A 25102-nucleotide genomic window follows, 5' to 3' on the forward strand; every position below is an offset into this window, starting at 1 on the left:
GACGTCCATGCTGCCCGGCCTCGCGGCGCGCCCGACAGGAGGTCCGCACGCCGCCCTTGTGCCGTGCGTCCGGCGCCTGGGGCCGCCCCCGAAGCCGCTCGGCACCGTCCCGGTTCCCGCACTGCGCATGGCGCCGCCGAGCGATCCCGGTCACACTGCCCACGTGGAAGCCTCCGGCAAGGGCGACCCGGGCCTCTTCGGCCCCCGGTCCGTGACGTGGCAGATGCACGGCGATCCGATGATGTGGGTCGCCGGAGTCCGCGCGCTCTACCTCCAGGCCCTGTACCCGCGCGCGGTGCGCGGGGTCATGCAGAACTCCGACTTCCGGCGCGATGCCTGGGGCCGCCTGATGCGCACCGCCGACTTCGTCGGTACGACGACGTACGGGACGACCGCGGCCGCCGAGCGGGCCGGCGCCCGGGTCCGGAAGATCCACACCCTGCTCACGGCGACCGACCCCGCCACCGGCGAGCGCTACCGGATCGACGAACCCGGGCTGCTGCTGTGGGTGCACTGCGCCGAGATCGACTCCTACCTGCACGTCGTGCGCCGTTCAGGATTCGCGCTCACCGACGCGCAGGCCGACCGCTACATCGACGAACACCGCGTCAGCGCACGACTGGTGGGGCTCGACCGCGCCGAAGTTCCACGTGACAGGAAGGAGTTGGCTGCCTACTTCGAGCGGATGCGCCCGGAGCTGGCGGCGGGCCCGGAGGCGCGGGACGTCGACGACTTCCTGCGCAGTCCGCCGACCCCCGCCCTGCTCGTGCCGGCGCGCGCCCTGCTGTGGCGGCGCGTGGCGGACCTCGCGTACGCCTCACTGCCGCCGTACGCCCATGAGTTGTACGGAAGGCCCGTACGGCCGCCCGGCACCGTGACGCGGCACCTGCGTCTCACCGGCACCGTCCTGCGCCGCGTTCCCGCACGTCTGCGCTGGCAACTGCCCCCCAAGCACATTGTCCGGGCCGTGTCACGGCTCGGCCCCGGCTCGCGCCCGGCGCCGTACAAAGTCGGACCATAGCCCGCCATACTGGACGGGCCAGGGGAGGGTGCGGCCGGACGACGGGGGCGATCGCGGCAGATGGGGGACACCAGGCTGATCCAGGGCCGGTACCGGTTGCTCGACCTGATCGGTCGGGGAGGCATGGGCGAGGTGTGGCGGGCCCGGGACGAGTCGCTCGGCAGACAGGTCGCCGTCAAGTGCCTCAAGGCGCCGGGCCGGGACCACGACCAGTCCTTCACCCGCGTCCTGCGCGAGCGGTTCCGCCGCGAGGCCCGGGTGGCCGCCGCCCTCCAGCACCGCGGCGTGACCGTCGTCCACGACTTCGGCGAGGCCGACGGCGTGCTGTACCTGGTGATGGAACTGCTGGACGGCCGCAACCTCAGCCAGCTCCTGGAGGACAACGCACAGCACCCCCTGCCGATCGCCGACGTCTTGGAGGTCGCCGAGCAGGTGTCCGCCGCCCTGGCCTACACCCATCAACAGGGCATCGTGCACCGGGACCTGAAGCCCGCGAACATCATGCGGCTCGGCGACGGCACGCTGAAGATCTGCGACTTCGGCATAGCCCGGCTGGGCCACGACATCGGCATGTCGTCCCGACTCACCGGCACCGGCATCGCGATGGGCACCCCGCACTACATGTCGCCCGAGCAGATCGGCGGCACCCACGTCGACCGGCGCAGCGACCTGTACTCCTTCGGCTGCGTGCTGTACGAGATCGCCACCGGGGCACCGCCGTTCGACCTCGGCGACGCGTGGGCGGTCCTCGTCGGCCACCGGGACACGGCGCCCGAACCCCCGCGCAACCGCCGCGCGGACCTGCCCGGCTTCCTGGAAGAGGTCATCCTGGACCTGCTGGCGAAGGAGCCCGACCGGCGGCCGCAGGACGCCGACGCGGTGGGCCGCCGACTCGGAGCCGGCCGAGCCCCTTCGGGCTATGTGCCGACCGTGGTGTCCCCGCCCCTGCTCCGGCGGGAGCCCGCGGAGCTGCCGGCGCCGCGCGAGGCCCGCCTGCCGTCCTGGACGCGGGGGATGACCACCGGCCACAAGGCGGCGGGCACGGGCCTGCGCGGCACGCCGCCGGACGCCTCCGCCGGCCTCACGGGCGACTGGATCGCGCGCACCGGCGCCCACGGCACCCCGGAGCCCGTTCCCGCCGAACGGCCCAGGCCCTCGGAGGAGTTGCTCGCCACGCTCGCCGGGCGGCACAGCGCCGGCCTGAGCCTCGGGCGGCTCGGCCGCTGGGCGGAGGCGGGCGAGGTGCACCGCGCGGTGGCCGCCGAGCGGGAGCACGCGCTGGGGCCGGAGCACCCCGACACGCTCGCCAGCCGCTACGAGGTGGGTTTCACCCTCAGCCGCACGGGCCGCCCCGCCGACGCGCTGCGCGAGTACACGCACGTCGCCGGCGCCAGGGAGCGCGTGCTCGGCCCCGAGCATCCGGACACCCTCGCCGCACGGCAGGAGATGGCCTACGTGCAGGGCCGGTTGGGCCGCCACTTCGAGGCGCACCAGCTCTACACCGCCGTACTGGCCGCCCGGGAACGCGTCATGGGCGCCGACCACCCCGACACCCTGCGCTGCCGCCACAACCTCGCCTTCAACCTCAGCAGGCTCGGCCGCCTGGAGGACTCGTACCGCATGGCGGGCGAGGTCGCCGAGGCCCGGGCCCGGGTGCTCGGCGCGAACCACCCCGACACCCTCGTCACGCGTTGCGAAGTGGCTTATGCACTGGGGCAGTTGGGGCGGTGGCCGGAGGCGCTGCAGACATACCGGGAGGTCGCGGAGGCGCGGGCGAGGGCCCTGGGACCCGACCACCCCGACGCGCTGGCCGCGCGGTACGAGGTCGGCATCAGCCTCGGCCGGCTCGGCCGCAGCGCGCAGGCGCTGGAGCTGTACCGCGGGCTCGTCGACGACCGTACCCGCGTCCACGGCGCCGCCCACCCCGAGACGCTGCGCGCCCGGCACGGGGTCGGCGTCAACCTCGGCCGGCTCGGCCGCTGGGAGGAGGCCCTGCTGGAGTCCCGGGACGTGTGCGCGATCCGCGAGCGGACCATCGGCGCCGACCATCCGGACACCCTGGTGAGCCGCCGCGAGGTCGCCGTCGGCCTGGGCTGGCTCGGCCGCTGGGCCGACGCGCTCGTCGAGTACCGGCGGGTCGCCGCCGCCCGCGAGCGCGTGCTCGGGGCCGGCCACCCCGACACGCTGGCCAGCCGCAACGACGAGGCACACTGCCTGGAACAGCTCGGCCGCGGCGCGGAGGCGGTGGCGCTGTACCGGAAGGTGGCCGCCGTACGGCAGCAGCAGGCGTCCGGAGCGCACCGGCCGCACTGACCCTGACGCCGTCACCGAAGCCCGCCGTCACCGGCAGCACAGCACTGACATCCCTCGGCACCGAAGCCCGCCGGCACCGGCAGCCACGACGCCCGCCGACACCGACACACGGCCCCGCCGTCCCCAGCCTCGCCCCGCTGCCCCCGCCGCCCCGCCGTCCCGGCCCCGTCCCGTCGCTCGCCCAGCGTGCCCCCGCGGGTCACGCCGAGCGCTCCCCGCGCGTTGCCGTGGGTGCCCACCCACTCGGCGGCCCGCCGCCTGCGCGCACCCCTGGCCGACCTAGATCACCGCGTGCTACCAAGAAGCATGCCTGTACACGAGGGACACCGGGAACACGACGTCGTCATCGTAGGAGGAGGCCACAACGGCCTGGTCGCCGCCGCCTATCTGGCCCGTGCCGGACAGTCCGTGCTGGTCCTCGAACGGCTGGACGCCACGGGTGGCGCGGCCGTCTCCACCCGTCCGTTCGCCGGCGTCGACGCGCGGCTGTCGCGCTACTCGTACCTGGTCAGCCTGCTGCCCCGGAAGATCGTCCGGGACCTCGGCCTGAACTTCAGGGTGCGCGGCCGCGACGTCTCCTCGTACACACCCACCGAGCGCCACGGGCGGCCGACCGGACTGCTCGTCGGCGGCGGCGAGCGGCGGACCCGGGAGGCCTTCACCCGGCTGACCGGTTCGGACCGCGACTACACGGCATGGCGCGGCTTCTACGGAATGACCGGACGCGTCGCCAAGCAGATCTTCCCCACGCTCACCGAACCGCTGCCGAGCCGGGACGAACTGCGCCGCCGCGTCGACGACGAGGAGGCCTGGCGCGTCCTGTTCGAGGAGCCGCTCGGAACCGCCGTCGAGGACACCTTCGATGACGACCTCGTACGCGGCGTCGTGCTCACCGACGCGCTCATCGGCACCTTCGCCGACGCCCACGACCCGTCACTGCGGCAGAACCGCTGCTTCCTCTACCACGTCATCGGCGGGGGCACCGGCAACTGGGACGTCCCCGTCGGCGGCATGGGGGCGCTCACCGACGCGCTGGCCGCCGCGGCGCGCGGCGCGGGCGCGGTCGTCGCGACCGGCCACGAAGCGGTCCGCGTGCGCACCGACGGGCGGGCCGCCGAGGTCACCTACCGGACGGCGGACGGCGAGGGGACCGTGGCCGCCCGGCACGTCCTCGTCAACGCCTCCCCGCAGGAGCTGGCCCGGCTCACCGGCGACGAGCCGCCGGAGCCCGCGGAGGGCGCCCAGCTCAAGGTGAACATGCTGCTCAAGCGGCTGCCCCGGCTGCGCGACACGTCCGTCGACCCGCGCGAGGCGTTCGCCGGCACGTTCCACATCGCCGAAGGGTACGAGCAGCTCGCGACGGCCCACGCGCAGGCCGCGTCCGGGTCGCTGCCCGAGGCGCCGCCCTCCGAGATCTACTGCCACTCGCTCACCGATCCGACCATCCTCGGCCCGGACCTCGTCCAGCAGGGCTACCAGACGCTCACCCTCTTCGGCCTGCACACCCCCGCCCGGCTGTTCGCCCGCGACAACGACGCCGTACGCGAGGAACTGCTCAAGTCGACCCTCGCGCAGCTCGACGCGCACCTGGCCGAACCGCTCGCCGACTGCCTGGCGACGGACGCCGACGGCCGCCCGTGCATCGAGGCCAAGACCCCCCTCGACCTGGAGCGCGACCTGAGGCTGCCCGGCGGCAACATCTTCCACCGGGACCTGGCCTTCCCCTACGCCCAGGAGGGCACGGGGCGCTGGGGAGTGGAGACCGCGCACCCGAACGTCATGCTGTGCGGCGCGGGAGCGGTGCGCGGCGGCGGGGTGAGCGGGGTGCCCGGGCACAACGCGGCCATGGCCGTGCTCGAAGCGCTCGGGCGGAGCCGGTAGCCGACGGCGCGGGCACCGGCCCTGCGGGCCCGCTCAGTCCCCGGACGCCGTCCAGCCGACGGCCTGGATACGGGCCGCGTCCGCCGGCCTGGCCTCGTCGAAGACGGCCCGGCCGGCGGACTCGACGCGCAGGCCGTCCACGTACACGCCCCGGCCGACGTAGAGCCGGTCGGTGGCGCAGCGCCAGCGCAGGACCAGCGGTCCCGGCCCGGGCAGGGCGGCGGTGACGCGGCGCCAGACGCGGCCCGACCAGCCGGTGACGGATCCGGCCGGATGCTCGCTCGGGGCCTCGCCGTGCCGGGCGGTCGTGAACGGGACCGGCCGCCAGGTGGCGCCGCCGTCCGCCGAGCACTCCAGGAACACGGCGTCGGACTGCGGCTCGGTGTCCCACCACAGGTCGCAGCGCAGCCGTCCGTCGGCGCCGGGATCGAGTTCGGGCAGGGTGAGCGTCGCGGTGGTCGCGGCCGCCATGCCCGAGAACCAGGCCGTACGCCCCCGCTCGGGCCGGACCGGCACCGCGCGGGCCAGATGGGTCGCGGCGGCCACGCGCGGGGCGGAGCCCGATCGCCAACTGCGCACGGGGTGGACCGAGTTGCCCAGTACCACCAGGAAGGAGTCCGTCGTCGGGTCGAGGACCAGCGACGTGCCGGTGAAGCCGGTGTGGCCCGCGGTGCGCGGCGTGGCCATCGCGCCCATGAACCAGTGCTGGTACAGCTCGAAGCCGAGGCCGTGCTCGTCGCCGGGGAAATCGGTGTTGAAGTCGGTGAACATCAGCTCCACCGACTCCGGCCGAAGGACGCGCGACCTGCCGTACACACCGCCGTTGAGCAGCGTCCGGCCGAGGACCGCGAGGTCCCAGGCGTCGGAGAAGACCCCGGCGTGGCCCGCGACACCGCCCAGGCTGTGCGCGTTCTCGTCGTGCACCTCGCCCCACACGAGACCGCGGTCGAGGCCGGACCAGGGTTTGCGGGAGTCCTCGGTCGCGGCGATCCGCGGCTTCCAGGAGGCGGGCGGGTTGTACCGGGTACGGCGCATGCCCAGCGGCGCCGTGATCCCGTCCCGGAGCTGGACGTCCAGCGGGCGGCCGGTGACACGCTCCAGGACGACCTGGAGCGTGATCAGGTTGAGGTCCGAGTACAGGTACACGGTCCCCGGAGGGTTGAGCGGCGCCTGGTTCCAGACGAGTTGGAGCTTCTCCTCGTGGGTGGGCGCGTTGTAGAGGGGGATCCAGGAGCGGAAACCCGAGGTGTGCGTGAGCAGCTGACGGATCGTGATGTCCTGTTTGCCCGCGGCGCCGAACTCCGGCAGGTAGGAGGCGACCCTCCCCTCCAGTTCCAGGGTGCCGCGTTCGATCTGCTGCACGGCCAGGATCGAGGTGAACAGTTTCGACACCGAGGCCAGGTCGAAGACCGTGTCACGGGTCATCGGGATCTGCTCGTCCTCGGGCAGTTCGACGCCGGTGTCGGTCTTCTCGTCGTACGCGGAGTAGCGCACGGCCTTGCCGATCGGGTGGTGCAGGGCGACTGTGCCGCCCCGGCCGGCCAGCAGGACGGCCCCCGCGTACCAGGGGTGCGCGGGGGAGGGGCCGAGGAACGCCTCGGCGTCCGCCACGAGTCGGTCGAGCGGGCCGGGCAGCAGTCCGGCGCGCTCGGCCGACCCGTGCCGCAGGGTCGGGCGGGCGTGCCCGCGGTCGGCGGCGCCGTCGCCGGCCGGTCCCGCGCCCGGCGCGGCCGACGCCGCCGGGAGTGGCGCGAGGACCAGTGCGCCGCCCAACGCCATGAGTCCGCGGCCCAGTTGGCGGCGGCTCGGCCCGCCGCCCGCTCTGTCCGTCATGGAGGAGCCTCCCGCCCTACCGCCTGAAAGTATCTTCCGGTTCTGTCGTGCTCGGTGAAACTTTTGTGTCAGACGGGGGGCATGTCAACGGTGCCGTCCCGACCCAATAAAACTGACGGACCATCAGGAAAGCTCTTCCCTCGTCCGGAGGACTGCGGCATCCTGCGCCCATGCAGACGGAGCTGAGCAGGAAACTGGGAATCGAGCACGCTCTCTTCGGCTTCACGCCGTTCCCCGCCGTCGCCGCCGCGATCAGCCGCGCCGGCGGATTCGGCGTGCTCGGCGCGGTCCGCTACACCGCTCCCGACGACCTCAAACGCGACCTCGACTGGATCGAGGCCAACGTCGACGGCCGGCCGTACGGGCTCGACGTCGTGATGCCCGCGAGGAAGGTCGAGGGTGTCACGGAGGCGGACGTCGAGGCGATGATCCCCGAGGGGCACCGCCGGTTCGTGGAGGAGACCCTGGCCAAGTACGGGGTGCCCGGGCTGGAAGCGGGCGAGGCCTCCGGCTGGCGCATCACCGGCTGGATGGAGGAGGTGGCCCGCACCCAGCTCGACGTCGCCTTCGAGTACCCGATCCGACTCCTCGCCAACGCCCTGGGCTCACCGCCCGCCGACGTCGTCGAACGCGCCCACGACCGGGGCGTGCTCGTCGCCGCGCTCGCGGGCAGCGCACGGCACGCGCGCAAGCACGCGCAGGCGGGCATCGACGTCGTCGTCGCCCAGGGGTACGAGGCGGGCGGGCACACGGGCGAGATCGCCTCGATGGTGCTCACCCCCGAAGTCGTCGACGCCGTAGGCCCGTTGCCCGTACTCGCCGCGGGCGGCATCGGCAGCGGCCGGCAGATGGCCGCCGCGCTGGCCCTCGGTGCCCAGGGCGTCTGGCTCGGCTCACTCTGGCTCACCACCACCGAGGCCGACATGCACTCGCGGGCCCTGACCCGGAAACTGCTGGCCGCCGGATCGGGCGACACGGTCCGCTCGCGCGCGCTCACCGGCAAACCCGCGCGCCAGCTCCGTACCGAGTGGACCGACGCCTGGGACGGCCCGGACGGGCCCGGCACCCTGCCCATGCCGCTCCAGGGCCTGCTGGTCGCCGACGCGGTCTCACGCATCCAGAAGTACGAGGTGGACCCGCTGCTGGGGACACCCGTGGGGCAGATCGTGGGCCGGATGAACAGCGAGCGCAGCGTCCAGGAGGTCGTCGACGACCTCACCCGCGGGTTCGAGCGGGCCGTCGACCGGCTCAACCGCGTCGCCGGACGGCTCGAAACGGCCGGCGACGCCGCGCGCGACGACGACGGCCGAGGCGGCGCGGAGGCCGGGAGCGGCGAGGAACGGCTCGGCGACGGCGAAGGCCGCGGCGGCGACGAAGGCCGAAGTGGCGGACAGGCCGCCACCGGTGGAAGGAGCCAGGAGTGAACCAGCCCCCCAACGGCTTCTGGGCACAGGCCGACGCCGAGCCCGGGCGCACCGTGCTCGTCGCCGCCGACGGCGAGGAATGGACCGCCGGACGACTGCACGCGGAGACGAACAGACTGGTCCACGGGCTGCGCGCGGCCGGTCTGGAACGCGGTGACGCCTTCGCCGTGGTCCTGCCCAACGGAGTCGAGTTCCTCACCGCGTACCTCGCCGCCTCGCAGGCCGGCCTCTACCTCGTGCCCGTCAACCACCACCTCGTCGGACCCGAGATCGCCTGGATCGTCGCCGACTCCGGCGCCAAGGTGCTCGTCGCGCACGAGAGGTTCGCCGACGCGGCCCGCCACGCGGCCGACGAGGCGAAACTCCCCGAGCGCGCCCGGTACGCGGTCGGAGCCGTCCCCGGCTTCCGGCCGCACGCCGAACTGCTCGCAGGGCAGCCGGAGTCGGTACCGGCGGACCGCACACTCGGCTGGGTCATGAACTACACCTCGGGCACCACCGGCCGCCCCCGCGGCATCCGGCGCCCGCTGCCGGGCAAGCTCCCCGAGGAGACGTACCTCGGCGGCTTCCTCGGCATCTTCGGCATCAGGCCGTTCGACGACAACGTCCACCTGGTGTGCTCCCCGCTCTACCACACAGCGGTGCTCCAATTCGCGGGCGCATCCCTGCACATCGGCCACCGGCTCGTGCTGATGGACCGCTGGGACCCCGAGGAGATGCTCCGGCTGATCGACACCCACCGGTGCACCCACACCCACATGGTGCCGACCCAGTTCCACCGGCTCCTCGCCCTGCCGGAGGCGACTCGGGCGGCGTACGACGTGTCGTCCATGCGGCACGCCATCCACGGCGCCGCCCCCTGCCCGGACCACGTCAAGCGGGCCATGATCGGGTGGTGGGGCCACAGCGTCGAGGAGTACTACGCGGCGAGCGAGGGCGGCGGGGCGTTCGCGACCGCCGAGGACTGGCTGAAGAAGCCGGGCACGGTCGGAACCGCCTGGCCCATCAGCGAACTGGCCGTCTTCGACGACGACGGGAACCCGCTGCCGCCCGGTGAACTCGGCACGGTCTACATGAAGATGAACACCGGTGGATTCTCCTACCACAAGGACGAGACCAAGACGCGCAGGAACCGGATCGGCGACTTCTTCACTGTCGGCGACCTGGGCTACCTCGACGAGGACGGCTTCCTCTTCCTCCGCGACCGGAAGATCGACATGATCATCTCCGGCGGCGTCAACATCTACCCGGCCGAGATCGAGGCCGCGCTGCTCACCCATCCCGCCGTCGCCGACGCGGCGGCCTTCGGCATCCCGCACGACGACTGGGGCGAGGAGGTCAAGGCCGTCGTCGAACCCGCCCCCGGCTTCACCCCGGGCGAGGCGCTGGCCGCCGAGATCCTCGGCCACTGCGAACGCGCACTGGCCGGCTACAAGAGGCCCCGGAGCGTCGACTTCATCGCGGCCATGCCGCGCGACCCGAACGGGAAGCTGTACAAGCGCCGGCTGCGCGACCCGTACTGGGAGGGCCGTACCCGCGCCGTGTGAGACACCCGCGGGCCAGGCACCCGCACCCCCGGCCCGGCGTACCGCACCGGAGGAGCGGCGGCCGTGGACTTGACCTCGCTCGCGCGACGGAACGAGGATCATGTGCCATGACCCCCGGACACGGCAGCACGGTCGACGGTGTGCTGCGGCGCAGCGCCCGGCGAACCCCCGCACGGGTCGCGGTCACCTACCGCGACCGCTCCTGGACGTACGCCGAACTCGACGAGGCCGTCTCCCGGGCGGCACAGCTCCTGCGCTCCTCGGACCTGGCGCCAGGGGACCGCGTCGGCGCCTACGGCCACAACTCGGACGCGTACCTCATCGGCTTCCTGGCCTGCGCCCGGGCCGGACTCGTGCACGTACCGGTCAACCAGAACCTGACCGGTGAGGACCTCGCGTACCTCGTGCGCCAGTCCGGCAGCTCACTGGTCCTGGCCGATCCGGAGCTCGCCGGCCGGCTCCCCGACGGCGTACGCGTGCTGCCGTTGCGCGACGCGGACGACTCCCTGCTCGCACGGCTGGCGTCGACACCCCCGTACGACGGACCGGAGCCGCGCACCGAGGACCTCGTGCAACTCCTCTACACCTCGGGGACGACGGCCCTGCCCAAGGGCGCGATGATGACGCACCGCGCGCTGGTGCACGAGTACCTCAGCGCCATCACGGCCCTCGACCTGAGCGCCGGAGACCTGCCGGTGCACGCGCTGCCGCTCTACCACTCGGCGCAGATGCACGTGTTCCTGCTGCCCTACCTCGCGGTCGGCGCCTCGAACACCATCCTCGACTCACCCGACGCCGGGCAGCTCTTCGACCTGGTCGAGGCGGGCCGCGCCGACAGCCTCTTCGCACCGCCCACGGTGTGGATCGGCCTCGCGAACCGCCCCGACTTCGAGAGCCGCGACCTCGGCGGCCTGCGCAAGGCGTACTACGGGGCGTCGATCATGCCGGTGCCCGTCCTCGAGCGCCTGCGCGCCCGGCTCCCGAAGCTCGCCTTCTACAACTGCTTCGGCCAGAGCGAGATCGGGCCGCTGGCCATGGTCCTCGGGCCGCACGAGCACAAGGGGCGGCTGGACTCCTGCGGCCGGCCGGTGCTGTTCGTGGACGCGCGGGTGGTGGACGAGAACGGCGAGGACGTGCCGGACGGCACCTCCGGCGAGGTCGTCTACCGCTCGCCGCAGTTGTGCGAGGGGTACTGGGACAAGCCCGAGGAGACGGCCGCGGCCTTCCGGGACGGCTGGTTCCGTTCCGGCGACCTCGTGGTGAGGGACGCCCACGGCTACTTCACCGTCGTGGACCGGGTGAAGGACGTCATCAACTCCGGGGGCGTACTGGTGGCCTCCCGGCAGGTCGAGGACGCCCTGTACACGCATCCCGAGGTGGCGGAGGCGGCGGTCGTGGGGCTGCCCGACGAGCGCTGGATCGAGGCGGTGACCGCGGTGGTCGTCCGCCGCGGGGAGGTCACCGAGGCCGAACTCCTCGCCCACGCGCGGGAGAAACTCGCCCATTTCAAGGCGCCCAAGCGGGTGCTGTTCGTCGACGAACTGCCCCGCAACGCGAGCGGGAAGATCCTCAAGCGCGAGCTGCGGGACCGGCTCGGGGAGGAGTCCTCCGAAGGCGCGTCAGGGGCGTGACGCGGGGACGGGCCGGGACCCGTCGGGCGAGTCCTTGGTGGTTGAACTGAATCCGCCGGCGGGCCGTACCAGTAGGGGCGGCTCCTCGCAGGTGAGCGGGTCCGCCGAGTCGTCACCGGGATTCGCACGGAAGGACCTTCGGGTTGTCGCGCACCACGAACTCTCCCCAGTCGCCGGACACCGACCGGACAACACCCGAGGACCCCGCGACACCGGAGGGCCGGCCTCCCACGGGCACCGCCGTGCCGCCGCCGCGGAGGTCGTCGGCGGCACCTTCCGCGCCACCTTCCGCGTCGCGGACCGCGGCTCTGCCCGACGGTGCTGAGCCGGGTACGGCCGGCGGCCCGGGTGCGGGGGACGAGCCGGGCTCGGAGGATGGCCCGGGTGCGGGGGACGAGCCGGGCTCGGAGGATGGCCCGGGTGCGGGGGACGAGCCGGGTGCGATAACGGCCGCGCAGGACGGGCCCGTGGTGACGGACGGGGCCGACGAGGTGGAAGCGGCGGATCCGGCGGGTGAGCCCGTGCCGACCGCCGGGGCCGTCGGGGCCGAAGAGGCTGACGGGGACGAGGGGCCGCGCGGGGACGAGGGGGCTCGCGGGTGGCGGGCCCGGCATCCCCGCGCGGCCCGGACGCTGACGCGCACGGCAACCGGCCTCGCCGCCGCCTTCGTGTTCTTCGCACTGCTCATGCCGAACGAACCCGACCGCTTCGCGTTGGGCTACTTCACCCGCATACCCGTGGAGGCGATCATCGCCTCCGCCCTCCTGATCGTCCTGCCGCGGCGCCTGCGGACCGCGGCGGCCGTGCTCGGCGGCCTCGGGCTCGGCCTGCTGACCGTGCTGAACCTCCTGGACCTCGGCTTCAACGAATTCCTGGGCCGGGGCTTCAACCTCGTCCTCGACTGGATCCTCTTCGACGACGCCCGCGCGTACCTGGAGGACTCGATGGGCCGGGCGGGCGCGATCGGCGTCGTCGTCCTGGTCCTCGTGCTCATCGCGGCCGTGCTCACGCTCACGGTCCTGTCGGTCCTGCGGCTGACCCGTCTGCTGGTACGGAACACCGGGCGAGCGACCCGTGCCACCCTGGTCGCCGGCACCGTCTGGGTCGCCTGCTCGGCGCTGGGCGTGCAGTTCCTGGGCGTGCAGTTCGCCGCCCGCAACACCGCCGGCGCCGTCAACGACCGGGTGGAACGCGTGCAGTCGACCCTCAAGGACGAGGCCGCGTTCGCCAAGGAGGCCAGGGAGGACGACTTCGCCCGTACGCCCGGCAGCGAGCTGCTCACCGGGCTGCGGGGCAAGGACGTCATCATCGGCTTCATCGAGAGCTACGGGCGCAGCGCGATCGAGGACGAGCCCATGGCGTCCGGCGTCGACGCGACCCTCGGGGACAAGACCGAAGAGCTGCGCGCTGCCGGCTTCTCCGCCCGGAGCGGCTGGCTCACGTCGGCGACGTACGGCGGAAGCAGCTGGCTCGGTCACTCCACCTTCCTGTCGGGGCTGTGGATCAACAACCAGGCGCGCTACCGCACGGTGACCGCCGGTGAGCACCTCACGCTCACCGGAGCCTTCCAGCGCACTGGGGCCTGGCGGACCGTGGGGATCATGCCGGGCGTTCAGAAGAACTGGCCCGAGGGCAAGTTCTACGGCCTCGACACCGTCTACGACTCCCGTGAACTCGGTTATCAGGGGCCCAAGTTCAGCTGGTCCACGATGCCCGACCAGTACACGCTGACCGCCTTCGAGCGGTTGGAGCACGGCAGGAAGCAGAGCAAGCCGCTGATGTCGGAGATCATCCTCACGTCGAGCCACCAGCCCTGGGCCCCGATCCCGAGGACGATTCCGTGGGACCAGGTCGGCGACGGCTCGGTCTACGACGAGATCCAGAAGGCGGGCAGGAAGCCCGCCGACGTCTTCTACGACTCCGGCCGCGCCAAGGAGGAGTACGGCAAGTCCATCCAGTACTCGGTGACCAGCCTCATCGACTACGTCGTGAAGTACGGCGACAAGGACACCGTGCTCGTCTTCCTCGGCGACCACCAGCCCATGGCGAAGGTGAGCGGGAACCACGCGAGCAGGGACGTCCCGGTGTCGATCGTGGCCCACGACCCCTCCGTCCTGGACAGGATCGACGACTGGGGCTGGACCGACGGGCTGAAGCCCGCGGGGGACGCGCCCGTGTGGCGGATGGACAAGTTCCGCGACCGCTTCCTCACCGCGTACGGGTCGACGCCCAGGCCCTGACCCCAGGGCGGCGCCCACAGGTCGCGGGCGGAAGTCCAAGGCCTCTCCGCCAGTACGACCCCTCCGCGCCCGCCGCACCGCCCCGCAGCGTTCCCGGAGCGGCGCCGAACCGAACCGAAACGGACCGGTCCCCGGTCGCCGACCCCGCTCCTGCGGGGCTCGCGACCGGGGACCGGTCCGTGTTCCGGGGCCGCCGCCCAGTGGTACGGGCAACGGCGACCGGAAGGTCAGGGGGCCGAAGTGCCGGCCGCGGAACCGGGGTTCGGGCCGTAGGCCGTCATGAACCGGTCGCGGAACTTGTCCATGCGCCACCGGGGCGCGTCCTCGGCGGGCTTCAGCCCGTCGGTCCAGCCCCAGTCGGACACCTTGTCCAGCACCTTCTTGTCGTGGGCGACGATCGTCACCGGCACGTCCCGGCTGGCGTTGCTGCCCGTCACGGTCGGGTTGGGCTGGTGGTCGCCCAGGAAGACGAGCACGGTGTCCTCGTCGCCGTACCGCTCGACGTACTGGACGAGGCTGGTCAGCGAGTACTCGATGGCGTGCCGGTACTCGGTCCGTACGCTCTCCGGGTTCTTCCAGACCTCCTTCGGGTCCTTGCCCTCCTTCTTGATCTCGTGGAAGACCGAACCGTCGCCGAGGTCGTCCCAGTCGGTCATCCGCGCCACCGGGGCCCACGGGTTGTGGCTGGAGGCGAGGATGATCTCCGCCATGATCGGATCACGGTCCTTCTTGCCGTGCTCCAGGCGCTCGAAGGCCTCCAGGCTGAACTGGTCGGGCACCGGCGTCCAGCTGAAGTACGGGCCGTTGTAGCCGAGATGCTCCGAGTCGTAGATGTGGTCGAGGCCGAAGAACTTGCCCTCCGGCCAGGCCCGGCGGACGCCCGGCACGATACCCACCGTGCGCCACGCCTTGGTCCGCCCGAAGGCGCTGGTGAGCGTCATGCGGTCGCTCGCGGTGAGGGTCCGGTAGCGCTGCTGGTTCTTGACCCAGAGGCCGGACATGAACGTGGAGTGGGCGAGCCAGCTTCCGGCCCCGGCGATGGGCGACCTGAGCCAGCCGCTGCGCGAGCTGAAGCCCGCCTTCTCCAGCGAGGCGGACCCGTTGTCGAGCACGGTGCCGACCTCCTTCGCCATCGCCGGGTCCTCGATGGCGCTGCGGCCGTAGCTCTCGATGAACGTGAACAGCACGTCCTTGCCGCGCAGTCCGGTGAGGAGCTGGTCGGGAGGTGTGTCGGCGAAGGTGTCGGTGGCGGTCTGCCGGGCGAACACCCGGCCGTCCTTGATTCCCGCCTGGACCTGGTCGACGCGGTTCTGGACCAGCTTGGCGTTCATGCTGGAGGCGACCGGCACGTCCGCGAACTGCACGCCGAGCGTGACGCAGGTGATCCACGCGGTGCCGAGGATCAGGGTGGTGCGGGTCGCCACGTGCCGGTGGCTGACCAGGAGGCGGGTCAGCCGGGCGACCGCGAGCGTCATCAGGACCAGCAGCGCGACGACGAGGACGACGACCGCGACGACGGCGAGGATCGTGCCCGTCGGACCGACGGACTCCCGCAGGAACTCGACGGCGTACGAGAACAGGATCCAGTCGAGGATCAGGTCGAAGGGCCGGTCCAGGACCGAGTAGAAGCCCATGTCGATGAGTTTGAGCACGGTCAGCAGGCCGAGCACCACGCCGGTGACGGCCGCCGTGATCCGGCGCGGCCTCGGCGGCATCACGAGCAGCAGCCCCGTGATCAGGATTCCCTCCGCGGGGATGCGGAAGAACGCGCCCACGGTGAGCCGGTCGAGCTGGTTCGGCACCAGGAGGGCGAACAGGACGAGTACGCCGGCCAGGACCGAGGTCGTGACCGTGAGCGCCCGTGACGCCTGCGGGTGCGCACCGCGCCACGTCCGCCAGGCCGTGCGGACGCGCCCCCCGGAGCGCCGGGCGGCGGCGGTGCCGTCCTCGGGGGTGCCGGGTCCGGGAACGTCGTCCGGTGCCGCTTGGGCCGACGGCACCTTCCCGCCGGGTTCCGGCTTCGGCTCGTCCTGTGCTGAGGCCTCCGTGAGCGAGCCGGAGTCGGAGTCGGGGTCGGAGTCGAGGTCGGGGTCGGAGTCGGAGTCGGCGGAGGATGCCTGCGCGGGTTCCGGGGTTGCTGCCGGCCCGGCGGCCTCCTGCTCGGGACCGTCGGCGCTGCCCGGATCGGGATCCGTACCGGCCTCGGAGGAGGTGTCCGCCTCGGTGTCCGGTTCCGGTTCTGATTCCGGTCCTGTCGCCGGCTTTGCTCCCGGTTCTGTTTCCGTGCCGGTGTCCGCGTTCGTGCCGGGTTCCGGTCCTGACTCCGGGGCCGCGCCCGTGACTCTGTCCGGATCCGCCGCGGACACGGAATCCGTGTCCGGGTCCGTACGCCTCGGTGTGTCCGGCAGTTGACTGGAGCGCGTGGAGTGCGACACGCCTGAGGTCCTTCCGTGCGACGTGCAAAGCCCTGTGATGCCACGGCGAACCGACTGGGGAGGTCAGAGCCGCCACCAACCGTACGGCCTGTCTTCGCCGGCCGTTCAACACAGGGTGCGATCCGTGCACGGGACCCGCCCCGGAAACGTGCAAGATGCACGTGGGGCCGGAGCGGGCGGTGTCCTACCGGAACGCCTCCACCGCGACCGAGCGGGCCCACCGGTAGTCCGCCTTGCCGCTCGGCGAGCGCTGGATGGACTCGGCGATCACCAGTTGGCGCGGGATCTTGTAGCCCGCGAGCTGGGTGCGGCAGTGGGCCTGGAGGTCGTCGAGGGACGGCTGCTCCGCGCCCTCGCGCACCTGCACGACGGCGGCCACGTGGTTGCCCCACTGCGCGTCGGGCACTCCGGCGACGAGTGCGTCGTAGACGTCCGGATGGGACTTGAGGGCCTGCTCGACCTCCTCCGGGTACACCTTCTCGCCACCGGTGTTGATGCACTGCGAGCCGCGCCCCAGCACGGTGACCACGCCGTCCGCGTCGACGGTCGCCATGTCGCCCAGCAGGACCCACCGCTCGCCGTCCTTCTCGAAGAAGGTCTCCGCGGTCTTGCGCGGGTCGTTGTAGTAGCCGAGCGGGACGTGGCCGCGCTGTGCCACCCGCCCGACCTCGCCGGCCGGTACGGGCTCGTGGCTGACCGGGTCGACCACCTGCGTACGGGAGTTGACGCGGATGCGGAAGCCGCGGGCGGGACCGGAGTCGTCCGTCGCCGTGCCGTTGAAGCCGGACTCCGAGGAGCCGAAGTTGTTGAGCAGCATCACGTTCGGCACGAGCGCCTGGAACTGGGCGCGGACCGTCTCCGACATGATGGCGCCGGACGAGGACACGCTGAACAGGGCCGAGCAGTCGGTGTCCTTGAGGGGTCCGCTCAGCGCGTCGATCAGCGGGCGCAGCATCGCGTCGCCGACGAGCGAGACGCTGGTCACCCTCTCCTTCTCGATGGTCCGCAGCACCTCCTCGGGCACGAACTTGCTGTGGATCACGATGCGCTGCCCGAAGTTGAAGGCGATGAAGGCCGTCAGTGTCGAAGTGCCGTGCATCAGCGGCGGTGTGGGGAAGAAGGTGATGCCGTCGCCGCCGGCCGCGACCCGCTCGGCGACCTCCTCCGGGGTCTTCACCGGCTCGCCGGTCGGCGCCCCGCCGCCCAGCCCGGCGAAGAACAGGTCCTCCTGGCGCCACATCACGCCCTTGGGCATGCCGGTCGTGCCGCCGGTGTAGATGATGAACTGGTCGTCGCCCGAACGTGCCGGGAAGCCGCGCCCGGGTGCCGCCCCGGCCTCCGCGCGGGTGAAGTCGACCGCCGCCAGCGGGGGCGCGTCCGCCGCCGGGGTGCCCACCCGCACGAGGTGCCGGAGCCGGGGGGCCCGGGGCAGCGCGGCCGCGACACGCGGGGTGAACTCCGCGTCGAAGACCAGGGCCGCGAGGTCCGCGTCGCGGTAGAGGTAGGCCAGTTCCTCCTCCACGTAGCGGTAGTTGACGTTGACCGGCACGACACGTGCCTTGAGGCAGCCGAGCACGGTCTGCAGGTACTCGACGCCGTTGTAGAGGTGGAGTCCGAGATGCTCCCCGGGACGCAGCCCGCTGTCGAGCAGATGGTGTGCGACGCGGTTCGCGGCCTCGTCCAGCTCCGCGTACGTCAGCCGGCGCTCCGCGCCCGTGCCCGGATGGTCGACATGGACCAGCGCCTCCCGGTCGGGGACCACGTCGACGACCGACTCGAACAGGTCGGCAAGGTTGTACTCCACCGCTCCTCCTGACCCCGGCGCCCCTCGGTGAAGAAGACGTGCGTCACCGCTTCGCCGGTCATCAGAGCAAAGCCCGCCACAACTGTGAAGGGTCCGCGCACAAGAAATCTGACTGTCTGTCAGAAAACCCTTGTACTGCTTCCGCGCCTCCTGCAACCTGTTCTCGTTCCTGAGACGGGAGGACGGCTATGGGTGGGACGGAACACCTCACCGTGCGGCGTGAAGGCGCCACTCTGGTGCTCACGCTCAACAGGCCCGAGGCCAAGAACGCGCTCTCGCTGCCGATGCTGGTCGGTCTGTACGACGGCTGGCTGGAGGCCGACGAGGACGACACCGTCCGCTCGATCGTGCTGACCGGAGCGGGTGGCACCTTCTGCGCGGGCATGGACCTCAAGGCCCTCGCGGGCGCGGGCATGGACGGCGAGCAGTACCGGGAGCGGCTGAAGGCCGACCCCGATCTGCACTGGAAGGCCATGCTCCGCCACCACCGGCCGCGCAAGCCCGTGATCGCCGCGGTCGAGGGGTACTGCGTGGCGGGCGGTACGGAGATCCTCCAGGGCACCGACATCCGGGTGGCGGGCGAGTCCGCCACCTTCGGACTCTTCGAGGTCAGGCGCGGCCTCTTCCCGATCGGCGGTTCGACCGTCCGCCTCCAGCGCCAGATCCCGCGCACCCACGCGCTGGAGATGCTTCTCACCGGGCGCGCCTACCCGGCACGGGAGGCCGCCGGGATCGGGCTGATCGGCCATGTCGTCCCCGACGGGACGGCGCTGGAGAAGGCGCTCGCGATCGCCGGACAGATCAACGCCTGCGGACCCCTGGCCGTCGAGGCCGTCAAGGCGTCCGTGTACGAGACCGCCGAGATGGCCGAGACCGAAGGGCTCGCTGCCGAACTCAAGCGCGGCTGGCCCGTCTTCGACACGGCCGACGCCAAGGAGGGCTCCCGCGCCTTCGCCGAGAAGCGGTCGCCGGTGTACCGCCGCGAGTGACGCGCCCCGGCCAGGAGGGTCCCCGGCAGGGAGACCGCCCGCGGCCGGCCACGCAGTCCTCCGCGCTCCGCACGGGGCGCGGCCCCCCTCCCGTGAGGAGACCCCGTGCCCGAAGTCCTCAAAGCCCCGCTGGTCGTCGAGTTCCCCTTCACCCGCTCGCTCGGCCCCGTCCAGAGCGCGTTCCTCACCGGCCTGCGCGAACGCGTCGTGCTCGGGGTGCGCACGGGCGACGGCAGGACACTCGTACCGCCCGTCGAGTACGACCCCGTCACCTCCGAGGACCTCCACGACCTCGTGGAGGTCGCCCCCACCGGAACGGTCACCACCTGGGCCTGGAACCACGAACCCCGTCGGGGCCAGCCCCTGGACACCCCCTTCGCCTGGGTGCTCGTCCGACTGGACGGCGCCGACACCGCACTCCTGCACGTCCTCGACGCCCCCGGCCCCGACGCCGTACGCACCGGAATGCGGGTCCGTGTCCGCTGGGCGGCACAACGCTCCGGCGCCGTGACCGACATCGCCTGCTTCGAACCGTACGACGGCCCTCCGGCCGAACCCGGCACCCACGACGGGCGGTTCGAGGACCTCGTGACCGGCATCGTCGCGCCCGCCCGCCTCGACTACACCTACTCGCCGGGCCGCGCGCAGAGCGGCTACCTCCACGCCCTCGCGGAGCGGCGCGCCGTCGGCGAGCGCTGCCCGTCCTGCCGCAAGGTGTACGTCCCGCCCAGGGGCGCCTGCCCCACCTGCGGCGTCGCCACCACGGAACAGGTCGAGGTCGGCCCCCGCGGCACGGTCACCACGTACTGCATCGTCAACATCAAGGCGAAGAACCTCGACATCGAAGTGCCCTACGTCTACGCCCACATCGCCCTCGACGGCGCCGACCTCGCCCTGCACGGACGGATCGGCGGCATCCCCTACGACCAGGTGCGCATGGGGCTGCGCGTCGAACCGGTGTGGTCCCCGGGCGGCGGCCACCCCGACCACTACCGGCCCACCGGCGAACCCGACGCGGACTACGAGACGTACAAGGAGCTGTTGTAGATGCCCGCACCGACGCCGCTGAGGGACATCGCCGTCGTCGCCTTCGCGCAGACCGACCACCGGCGCACCACCGACGAGTTCTCCGAGGTGGAGATGCTCATGCCGGTCCTGCACGAGGTGCTGGACCGCACCGGGCTGAGGACCGGCGACATCGGGTTCACCTGCTCGGGCTCCAGCGACTATCTCGCGGGCCGCGCCTTCTCCTTCACGATGGCGCTCGACGGCGTGGGCGCGTGGCCGCCGATCTCCGAGTCGCACGTCGAGATGGACGGCGCGTGGGCGCTGTACGAGGCCTGGACGAAGCTCCTCACCGGCGAGGCCGACACCGCGCTCGTCTACGCGTACGGCAAGTCCTCGCCCGGTTCGGTGCGCGACGTGCTGACCCGGCAGCTCGACCCGTACTACGTGGCGCCCCTGTGGCCCGACTCCGTGGCACTCGCCGCCCTGCAGGCGCAGGCCCTCATCGACGCGGGTGACACCGACGAACCGGCGCTCGCCGCCGTCGCCGGCCGCAGCCGGGCCTCGGCGGCCGACAACTCCCACGCCCAACTGCGGGGTTCGGTGCCGAGCGGCGACTACCTCGTACGGCCGCTGCGCACCGGCGACTGCCCGCCCATCGGCGACGGGGCCGCCGCCGTGATCCTCGCGGCCGGGGAGAGGGCCCGCGAACTGTGCGAACGGCCCGCCTGGATCCGCGGCATCGACCATCGCATCGAGGCGCACGGCCTCGGAGTGCGGGACCTCACCGACTCGCCGTCCGCACGACTCGCCGCGGAACGCGCCGGTGCCTTCGAACGGCCCGTTGACACGGCGGAGTTGCACGCCCCCTTCACCTCCCAGGAGGTCGTACTGCGCAAGGCCCTGCGCATCGGCGACGAGGTCTCCGTGAACCCCTCCGGGGGCGCGCTCGCCGCCAACCCCGTCATGGCCACCGGACTCGTCCGGATCGGCGAGGCGGCCGCCCGGATCCACCGCGGCGAATCCCGGCGCGCCCTCGCGCACGCCACCTCGGGCCCGTGCCTGCAACAGAACCTGGTCGCCGTACTGGAGGGAGACCCGCGATGAGCAAGGAGCCCGTGGCCGTCGTCGGGATAGGCCAGACCAAGCACGTCGCCGCCCGCCGGGACGTGTCCATCGCCGGACTCGTCCGCGAGGCGGCCCGAAGCGCCCTGGCCGACGCCGAGTTGACCTGGGCGGACATCGACGCCGTCGTCATCGGCAAGGCGCCCGACTTCTTCGAGGGCGTCATGATGCCCGAGCTGTACCTCGCCGACGCACTCGGCGCGGTGGGCAAACCCATGCTCCGCGTCCACACCGCGGGATCCGTCGGCGGCTCCACCGCCCTCGTCGCCTCCAACCTGATCGCGGGCCGCGTCCACGGCACCGTGCTCACCCTCGCCTTCGAGAAGCAGTCCGAGTCCAACGCCATGTGGGGGCTGTCGCTGCCGGTCCCCTTCCAACAGCCGCTGCTCGCAGGCGCGGGAGGCTTCTTCGCGCCGCACGTACGCGCGTACATGCGGCGCACCGGAGCCCCCGACACGGTCGGCTCGCTCGTCGCGTACAAGGACCGCCGCAACGCGCTCAAGAACCCGTACGCGCATCTGCACGAGCACGACATCACGCTGGAGAAGGTCCAGGCCTCACCCATGCTCTGGGACCCGATCCGCTACTCCGAGACCTGCCCCTCCTCGGACGGCGCGTGCGCGATGGTCCTCACCGACCGTGCGGGCGCGGCCCGTTCACCGCGTCCGCCGGCCTGGATGCACGGCGGCGCGATGCGCACGGAGCCGACCATGTTCGCGGGCAAGGACTTCGTCTCCCCGCAGGCGGGCAAGGACTGCGCGGCCGACGTGTACCGGCAGGCGGGCATCGCCGACCCGCGCCGGGAGATCGACGCGGTCGAGATGTACGTGCCGTTCTCCTGGTACGAGCCCATGTGGCTGGAGAACCTCGGCTTCGCCGACGAGGGCGAGGGCTGGAAACTCACCGAGTCCGGCGTCACGGAACTCGACGGCGACCTGCCGGTGAACATGTCGGGCGGTGTGCTCTCGACCAACCCGATCGGGGCCTCCGGAATGATCCGGTTCGCCGAAGCCGCCCTCCAAGTAAGGGGCCAGGCGGGGGAGCACCAGGTCGACGGAGCCCGCCGGGCACTGGGCCACGCCTATGGCGGCGGATCCCAGTTCTTCTCGATGTGGCTGGTCGGTGCCGCGCCACCGAGCTCCTGAAGCTGTCCCCCTTACGTGGCCTGTGCGCGGCACCGACCGATCGCTAGGCTGGCCGCGGACGACGAACCGGGAGGAGCACGGACGTGGCCGAGAGCACCATCCAGCAGCACCCGCTCGCGGGCTGGGACAAGCCGGAGCTTGACCTCAGCAAGGCCGACTGGCACTCCAGCAGCCGAGGGCTGGGGGATGTCCAGATCGCCTTTGTCGAGGGTTTCATCGCGATGCGCAACAGCGTCCGCCCGGAGAGCCCCTCCTTGATCTTCACGCCCGCCGAATGGGGCGCGTTCGTTTCAGGGGCGCGGGAGGGGGAGTTCGACCTCACGTGACCGTCGGCATCCCGTGCGGCCGCCGCCGCGGGGCGGTCGCAAGGCGGTTCGGCGGTCGTACGTGGACGTCATGCCTGGTGCGGCGCTGTGGACTCACGGTGAACCGGCCCTGATCTGCCGGGCGTTCGGCGTTCCCAGGCGGGAGCGAGCGGGAGCGGGTGTCGCTCGTGCGAGTTGCGAGTTGCGAGTTGCGGTGCGGGTGTGGGTGCGGGTGCGGGGCGGCGTTCGCGGGTCACCCCTCGACCGTCATCCGGACACCGGCCCGAGCGGGCGCGTGATCACGGCCAGAGCAACTGCCGCTTCCAGCCCTCCCCGGAGCGCAGATAGGCGAGCCGGGTGTGCCGCCGAGCCTTGTCGCCCTGCCAGAACTCGACCGACTCCGGCCGCACCGAGTGCAGGGTCCGGCCGGGCGCCACCAGATCCGGCCGGGCCTCCACGCGGGCCAGCGACTCCCGTACGGCGGTGTCGCGCTCGCCGAGGTCCGACAGGGGCTGCGACTGCCGGCCGAGGAGCGCCTCGGCGCGGGCCCCGGCACCCCGTGCCAGGAAGTCCGCCGCGCTCTCGGCGGGGTCGGCCGGTACCACCTCGCCGCGCACCCGGACCTGCCGGGCGAGCCGGGACCAGTAGAAGGTGAGGGCCGCGTAGGGCCGCTCGGCGAGGTCGCGGCCCTTCACGCTGCCGCCGTCCGACGCGAACTGCCAGCCCTCGGGGCCGAGCCCCTTGAGGATCAAGGTCCGCGCGGTCGGGTTCCCGTCGGCGCCCGCCGTCGAGAGCGTCATCGCGTGCGGCTCGCGCACACCGGCACGCACGGCCGCCAGCAGCCATTCGGTGAACAGCTCGGTCGGCGTCTCCGGGGCCCCGGACGGATCGAAACCGGGCAGCTCCCCCTCGAACACGTCCAGCTCGCGCAGAAGTTGCCGCAGATCCTCCACCGTGACTCCTGACTGGCGCGCGCCCATGGCGGCCCGGTTCGCGCCAGGTCGTGCAGCGTCGCCCTCGCCATGAGCTAATGGATGAGATTGACCGTATCATTAGCCCATGAGTACCTCGATCGGCGAGGACGCGCAGCTCGCCCTGGACCTCGCCCTCACCATCCGCCACGACGGCAGCGGCGGGGTCGCCGACGATCTCGCCACCGTCGCCGGGCTGGACGCCTGGACGCGCGAACACCTCGGAGTCGCCTTCGGCGGGGTCGGCGGGCCCAGTGCTGCGGGTCCGGTGGTCCCTGGAGGGGCGCTCGATGTCGCAACCGGTGCCGGTGCCGGTGCCGGTGGAGGCGCGCGGGCGGGCGCCGGCGGTGATGGCGGTGCGCACGGCGCTTCGGACGCCGAGCTGGCGGCCGTGCGCGAGGTCCGTGCCGCCCTGCGCGCGCTGTTCGCCCGGGCCGTCCTGCCCGGCGCCCCGAGCCCGGCGGACGCCGCCCGGCTGATGCCCGCGCGGGACGCCGTCGAACGGCTCAACGCCTACGCGGCCCTCGCCCCCACCGTTCCCGTACTGACATGGGCGGACGACGCCGACCCCGTCGTACGGCAGGTCCCCGTGGGCGAGGGCTCCCGGCCGGCCGCCACCCTGGCCCGCGCGGCCGTCGCCTTCCTGGCGAGCCCCGAACTGCGGCTGCTGCGCGCCTGCCACGCGCCGCGCTGCGTCCGCTACTTCCTCAAGGACCACCCCCGGCAGGAGTGGTGCAAGCCCTCGTGCGGAAACCGGGCCCGGGTCGCCCGCCACCACGAGCGCCACCGGAGGCCGACACAGACTCAGATCCACGGCGTCGCAGCGGAGGGTGAATCCGGTGACCAGCACGAACAGCACGAGGAGGGCCGACAGCGTGAACAGGGCTGACAGCGCGCGGGAGGCGAACGGGGTGAGCGGTGCGGGTGAGGTGGACGGAGTGAGGAGTGCGGGTGAGGTGGACGGAGTGAGGAGTGTGCGTGAGGCGGACGGGGTGAGTCGTGTGGACGCGGCGGGTCCGGAGCGGGACCTCGACCGGCTGCTGAGCGGAATGGAACCCGCCCTGCACCCCGGCCGCTTCGTCTTCACGACCGTCCCCGGCTCCACGGCACCGCCGGGGCTCTCGCCCGTCGTCACCGTGGTCGAGGACGAGGGCCTCACCCTCGTGCTCGAACAGTCCGAGGCCGACGCCGCACATCTGCCCTACGACTACACCGCAGGGTGGATCACCCTGCGCATCCATTCGGCGCTGGACGCCGTCGGACTCACGGCGGCCGTCGCCCGGACCCTGGCGGACGCGGGGTTGAGCTGCAACGTCGTCGCGGGCTTCCACCACGACCACCTCTTCGTCCCGCACGAGCGCGCCCGTGAGGCCGTGGCCCTGTTGGAACGACTCGCCGAACGCTCCGGTCAGTAATCGCCGGACAGCCCCGTG

General features: G+C 72.5%; 17 protein-coding genes and 1 pseudogene. 14 read left to right on the forward strand and 4 right to left on the reverse strand.

All coding sequences use genetic code 11. From position 1 onward, the window contains the following. Positions 1-127: 127 nt before the first annotated feature. From IE265_RS13960 to IE265_RS13970, 3 genes are all read left to right on the forward strand, one after another. Complete coding sequence (locus IE265_RS13960; protein ID WP_190035837.1) at positions 128-1021, forward strand: oxygenase MpaB family protein; 894 nt, start codon at positions 128-130, stop codon at positions 1019-1021. A 60-nt stretch (positions 1022-1081) separates the two neighbouring features. After that, positions 1082-3334, forward strand: coding sequence for a serine/threonine-protein kinase (locus tag IE265_RS13965; protein WP_190035838.1), 2253 nt, complete (start codon positions 1082-1084; stop codon positions 3332-3334). 306 nt (positions 3335-3640) lie between these two features. After that, a complete protein-coding gene (locus IE265_RS13970; protein ID WP_190035839.1) occupies positions 3641-5215 on the forward strand; it encodes a phytoene desaturase family protein in 1575 nt (524 codons plus the stop codon). A 33-nt stretch (positions 5216-5248) separates the two neighbouring features. Here IE265_RS13970 and IE265_RS13975 read toward each other — a convergent pair whose 3' ends face one another. Next, a complete protein-coding gene (locus IE265_RS13975; protein ID WP_190035840.1) occupies positions 5249-7048 on the reverse strand; it encodes a serine hydrolase domain-containing protein in 1800 nt (599 codons plus the stop codon). A gap of 170 nt (positions 7049-7218) precedes the next feature. On the opposite strand from IE265_RS13975, the pseudogene IE265_RS13980 reads away from it, so the two are divergent. From IE265_RS13980 to IE265_RS13995, 4 genes and pseudogenes are all read left to right on the forward strand, one after another. Next, positions 7219-8316 (forward strand): annotated as a pseudogene (locus IE265_RS13980) (NAD(P)H-dependent flavin oxidoreductase); the annotation flags it as partial. A 152-nt stretch (positions 8317-8468) separates the two neighbouring features. After that, on the forward strand, positions 8469-10019 hold the full coding sequence (locus tag IE265_RS13985) for an acyl-CoA synthetase (protein WP_190035841.1): 1551 nt from the start codon (positions 8469-8471) through the stop codon (positions 10017-10019). A gap of 107 nt (positions 10020-10126) precedes the next feature. Beyond that, a complete protein-coding gene (locus IE265_RS13990; RefSeq protein WP_190035842.1) occupies positions 10127-11650 on the forward strand; it encodes an acyl-CoA synthetase in 1524 nt (507 codons plus the stop codon). Between the two features lie 467 nt (positions 11651-12117). Further along, positions 12118-13890, forward strand: a complete 1773-nt coding sequence (locus IE265_RS13995) for an alkaline phosphatase family protein (RefSeq protein WP_308434787.1) — start codon at positions 12118-12120, stop codon at positions 13888-13890. A 227-nt stretch (positions 13891-14117) separates the two neighbouring features. Here the strand turns inward: IE265_RS13995 and IE265_RS14000 are convergent, their stop codons facing one another. Both IE265_RS14000 and IE265_RS14005 read right to left on the reverse strand, forming a co-directional pair. After that, on the reverse strand, positions 14118-16325 hold the full coding sequence (locus IE265_RS14000; protein ID WP_229916175.1) for a sulfatase: 2208 nt from the start codon (positions 16323-16325) through the stop codon (positions 14118-14120). 184 nt (positions 16326-16509) lie between these two features. Then, the gene (locus IE265_RS14005; RefSeq protein ID WP_190035843.1) at positions 16510-18129 is read right to left on the reverse strand and encodes an acyl-CoA synthetase; all 1620 of its coding nucleotides are present in this window, start codon (positions 18127-18129) and stop codon (positions 16510-16512) included. Between the two features lie 188 nt (positions 18130-18317). On the opposite strand from IE265_RS14005, the gene IE265_RS14010 reads away from it, so the two are divergent. The 5 genes from IE265_RS14010 (at position 18318) to IE265_RS14030 (ending at position 22719) form a co-directional block, all read left to right on the forward strand. Further along, the gene (locus IE265_RS14010; protein WP_190035844.1) at positions 18318-19118 is read left to right on the forward strand and encodes a crotonase/enoyl-CoA hydratase family protein; all 801 of its coding nucleotides are present in this window, start codon (positions 18318-18320) and stop codon (positions 19116-19118) included. Positions 19119-19223: 105 nt separating this feature from the next. After that, positions 19224-20165, forward strand: a complete 942-nt coding sequence (locus IE265_RS14015) for a Zn-ribbon domain-containing OB-fold protein (RefSeq protein WP_190035845.1) — start codon at positions 19224-19226, stop codon at positions 20163-20165. After that, positions 20166-21230, forward strand: coding sequence for a thiolase family protein (locus tag IE265_RS14020; RefSeq protein ID WP_190035846.1), 1065 nt, complete (start codon positions 20166-20168; stop codon positions 21228-21230). Next, positions 21227-22393, forward strand: a complete 1167-nt coding sequence (locus IE265_RS14025) for a thiolase family protein (RefSeq protein ID WP_190035847.1) — start codon at positions 21227-21229, stop codon at positions 22391-22393. Before IE265_RS14020 ends, IE265_RS14025 begins: the two co-directional genes overlap by 4 nt. Before the next feature lie 83 nt (positions 22394-22476). Continuing rightward, complete coding sequence (locus IE265_RS14030; RefSeq protein ID WP_190035848.1) at positions 22477-22719, forward strand: DUF397 domain-containing protein; 243 nt, start codon at positions 22477-22479, stop codon at positions 22717-22719. Positions 22720-22997: 278 nt separating this feature from the next. Here IE265_RS14030 and IE265_RS14035 read toward each other — a convergent pair whose 3' ends face one another. Then, positions 22998-23651, reverse strand: coding sequence for a pyridoxine/pyridoxamine 5'-phosphate oxidase (locus tag IE265_RS14035; protein WP_373302948.1), 654 nt, complete (start codon positions 23649-23651; stop codon positions 22998-23000). Between the two features lie 106 nt (positions 23652-23757). Here IE265_RS14035 and IE265_RS14040 point away from each other — a divergent pair, with 106 nt between their 5' ends. Both IE265_RS14040 and IE265_RS14045 read left to right on the forward strand, forming a co-directional pair. Beyond that, positions 23758-24558 (forward strand): ABATE domain-containing protein, encoded by an 801-nt coding sequence (locus IE265_RS14040; protein ID WP_190035850.1) that lies wholly within the window; start codon positions 23758-23760, stop codon positions 24556-24558. 76 nt (positions 24559-24634) lie between these two features. Next, complete coding sequence (locus tag IE265_RS14045; RefSeq protein ID WP_268255792.1) at positions 24635-25084, forward strand: ACT domain-containing protein; 450 nt, start codon at positions 24635-24637, stop codon at positions 25082-25084. Positions 25085-25102 lie beyond the last annotated feature (18 nt).

The sequence above is a fragment of the Streptomyces fructofermentans genome, assembly GCF_014651055.1.
GTDB lineage: Bacteria > Actinomycetota > Actinomycetes > Streptomycetales > Streptomycetaceae > Streptomyces > Streptomyces fructofermentans.

Coding starts and splice junctions, on each gene's coding strand:
- IE265_RS13960 (WP_190035837.1), top strand. CDS start 128: ATGGCGCCGCCGAGCGATCCCGGTCACACTGCCCACGTGGAAGCCTCC.
- IE265_RS13965 (WP_190035838.1), top strand. CDS start 1,082: ATGGGGGACACCAGGCTGATCCAGGGCCGGTACCGGTTGCTCGACCTG.
- IE265_RS13970 (WP_190035839.1), top strand. CDS start 3,641: ATGCCTGTACACGAGGGACACCGGGAACACGACGTCGTCATCGTAGGA.
- IE265_RS13975 (WP_190035840.1), bottom strand. CDS start 7,048: ATGACGGACAGAGCGGGCGGCGGGCCGAGCCGCCGCCAACTGGGCCGC.
- IE265_RS13990 (WP_190035842.1), top strand. CDS start 10,127: ATGACCCCCGGACACGGCAGCACGGTCGACGGTGTGCTGCGGCGCAGC.
- IE265_RS14010 (WP_190035844.1), top strand. CDS start 18,318: ATGGGTGGGACGGAACACCTCACCGTGCGGCGTGAAGGCGCCACTCTG.
- IE265_RS14020 (WP_190035846.1), top strand. CDS start 20,166: ATGCCCGCACCGACGCCGCTGAGGGACATCGCCGTCGTCGCCTTCGCG.
- IE265_RS14025 (WP_190035847.1), top strand. CDS start 21,227: ATGAGCAAGGAGCCCGTGGCCGTCGTCGGGATAGGCCAGACCAAGCAC.
- IE265_RS14040 (WP_190035850.1), top strand. CDS start 23,758: ATGAGTACCTCGATCGGCGAGGACGCGCAGCTCGCCCTGGACCTCGCC.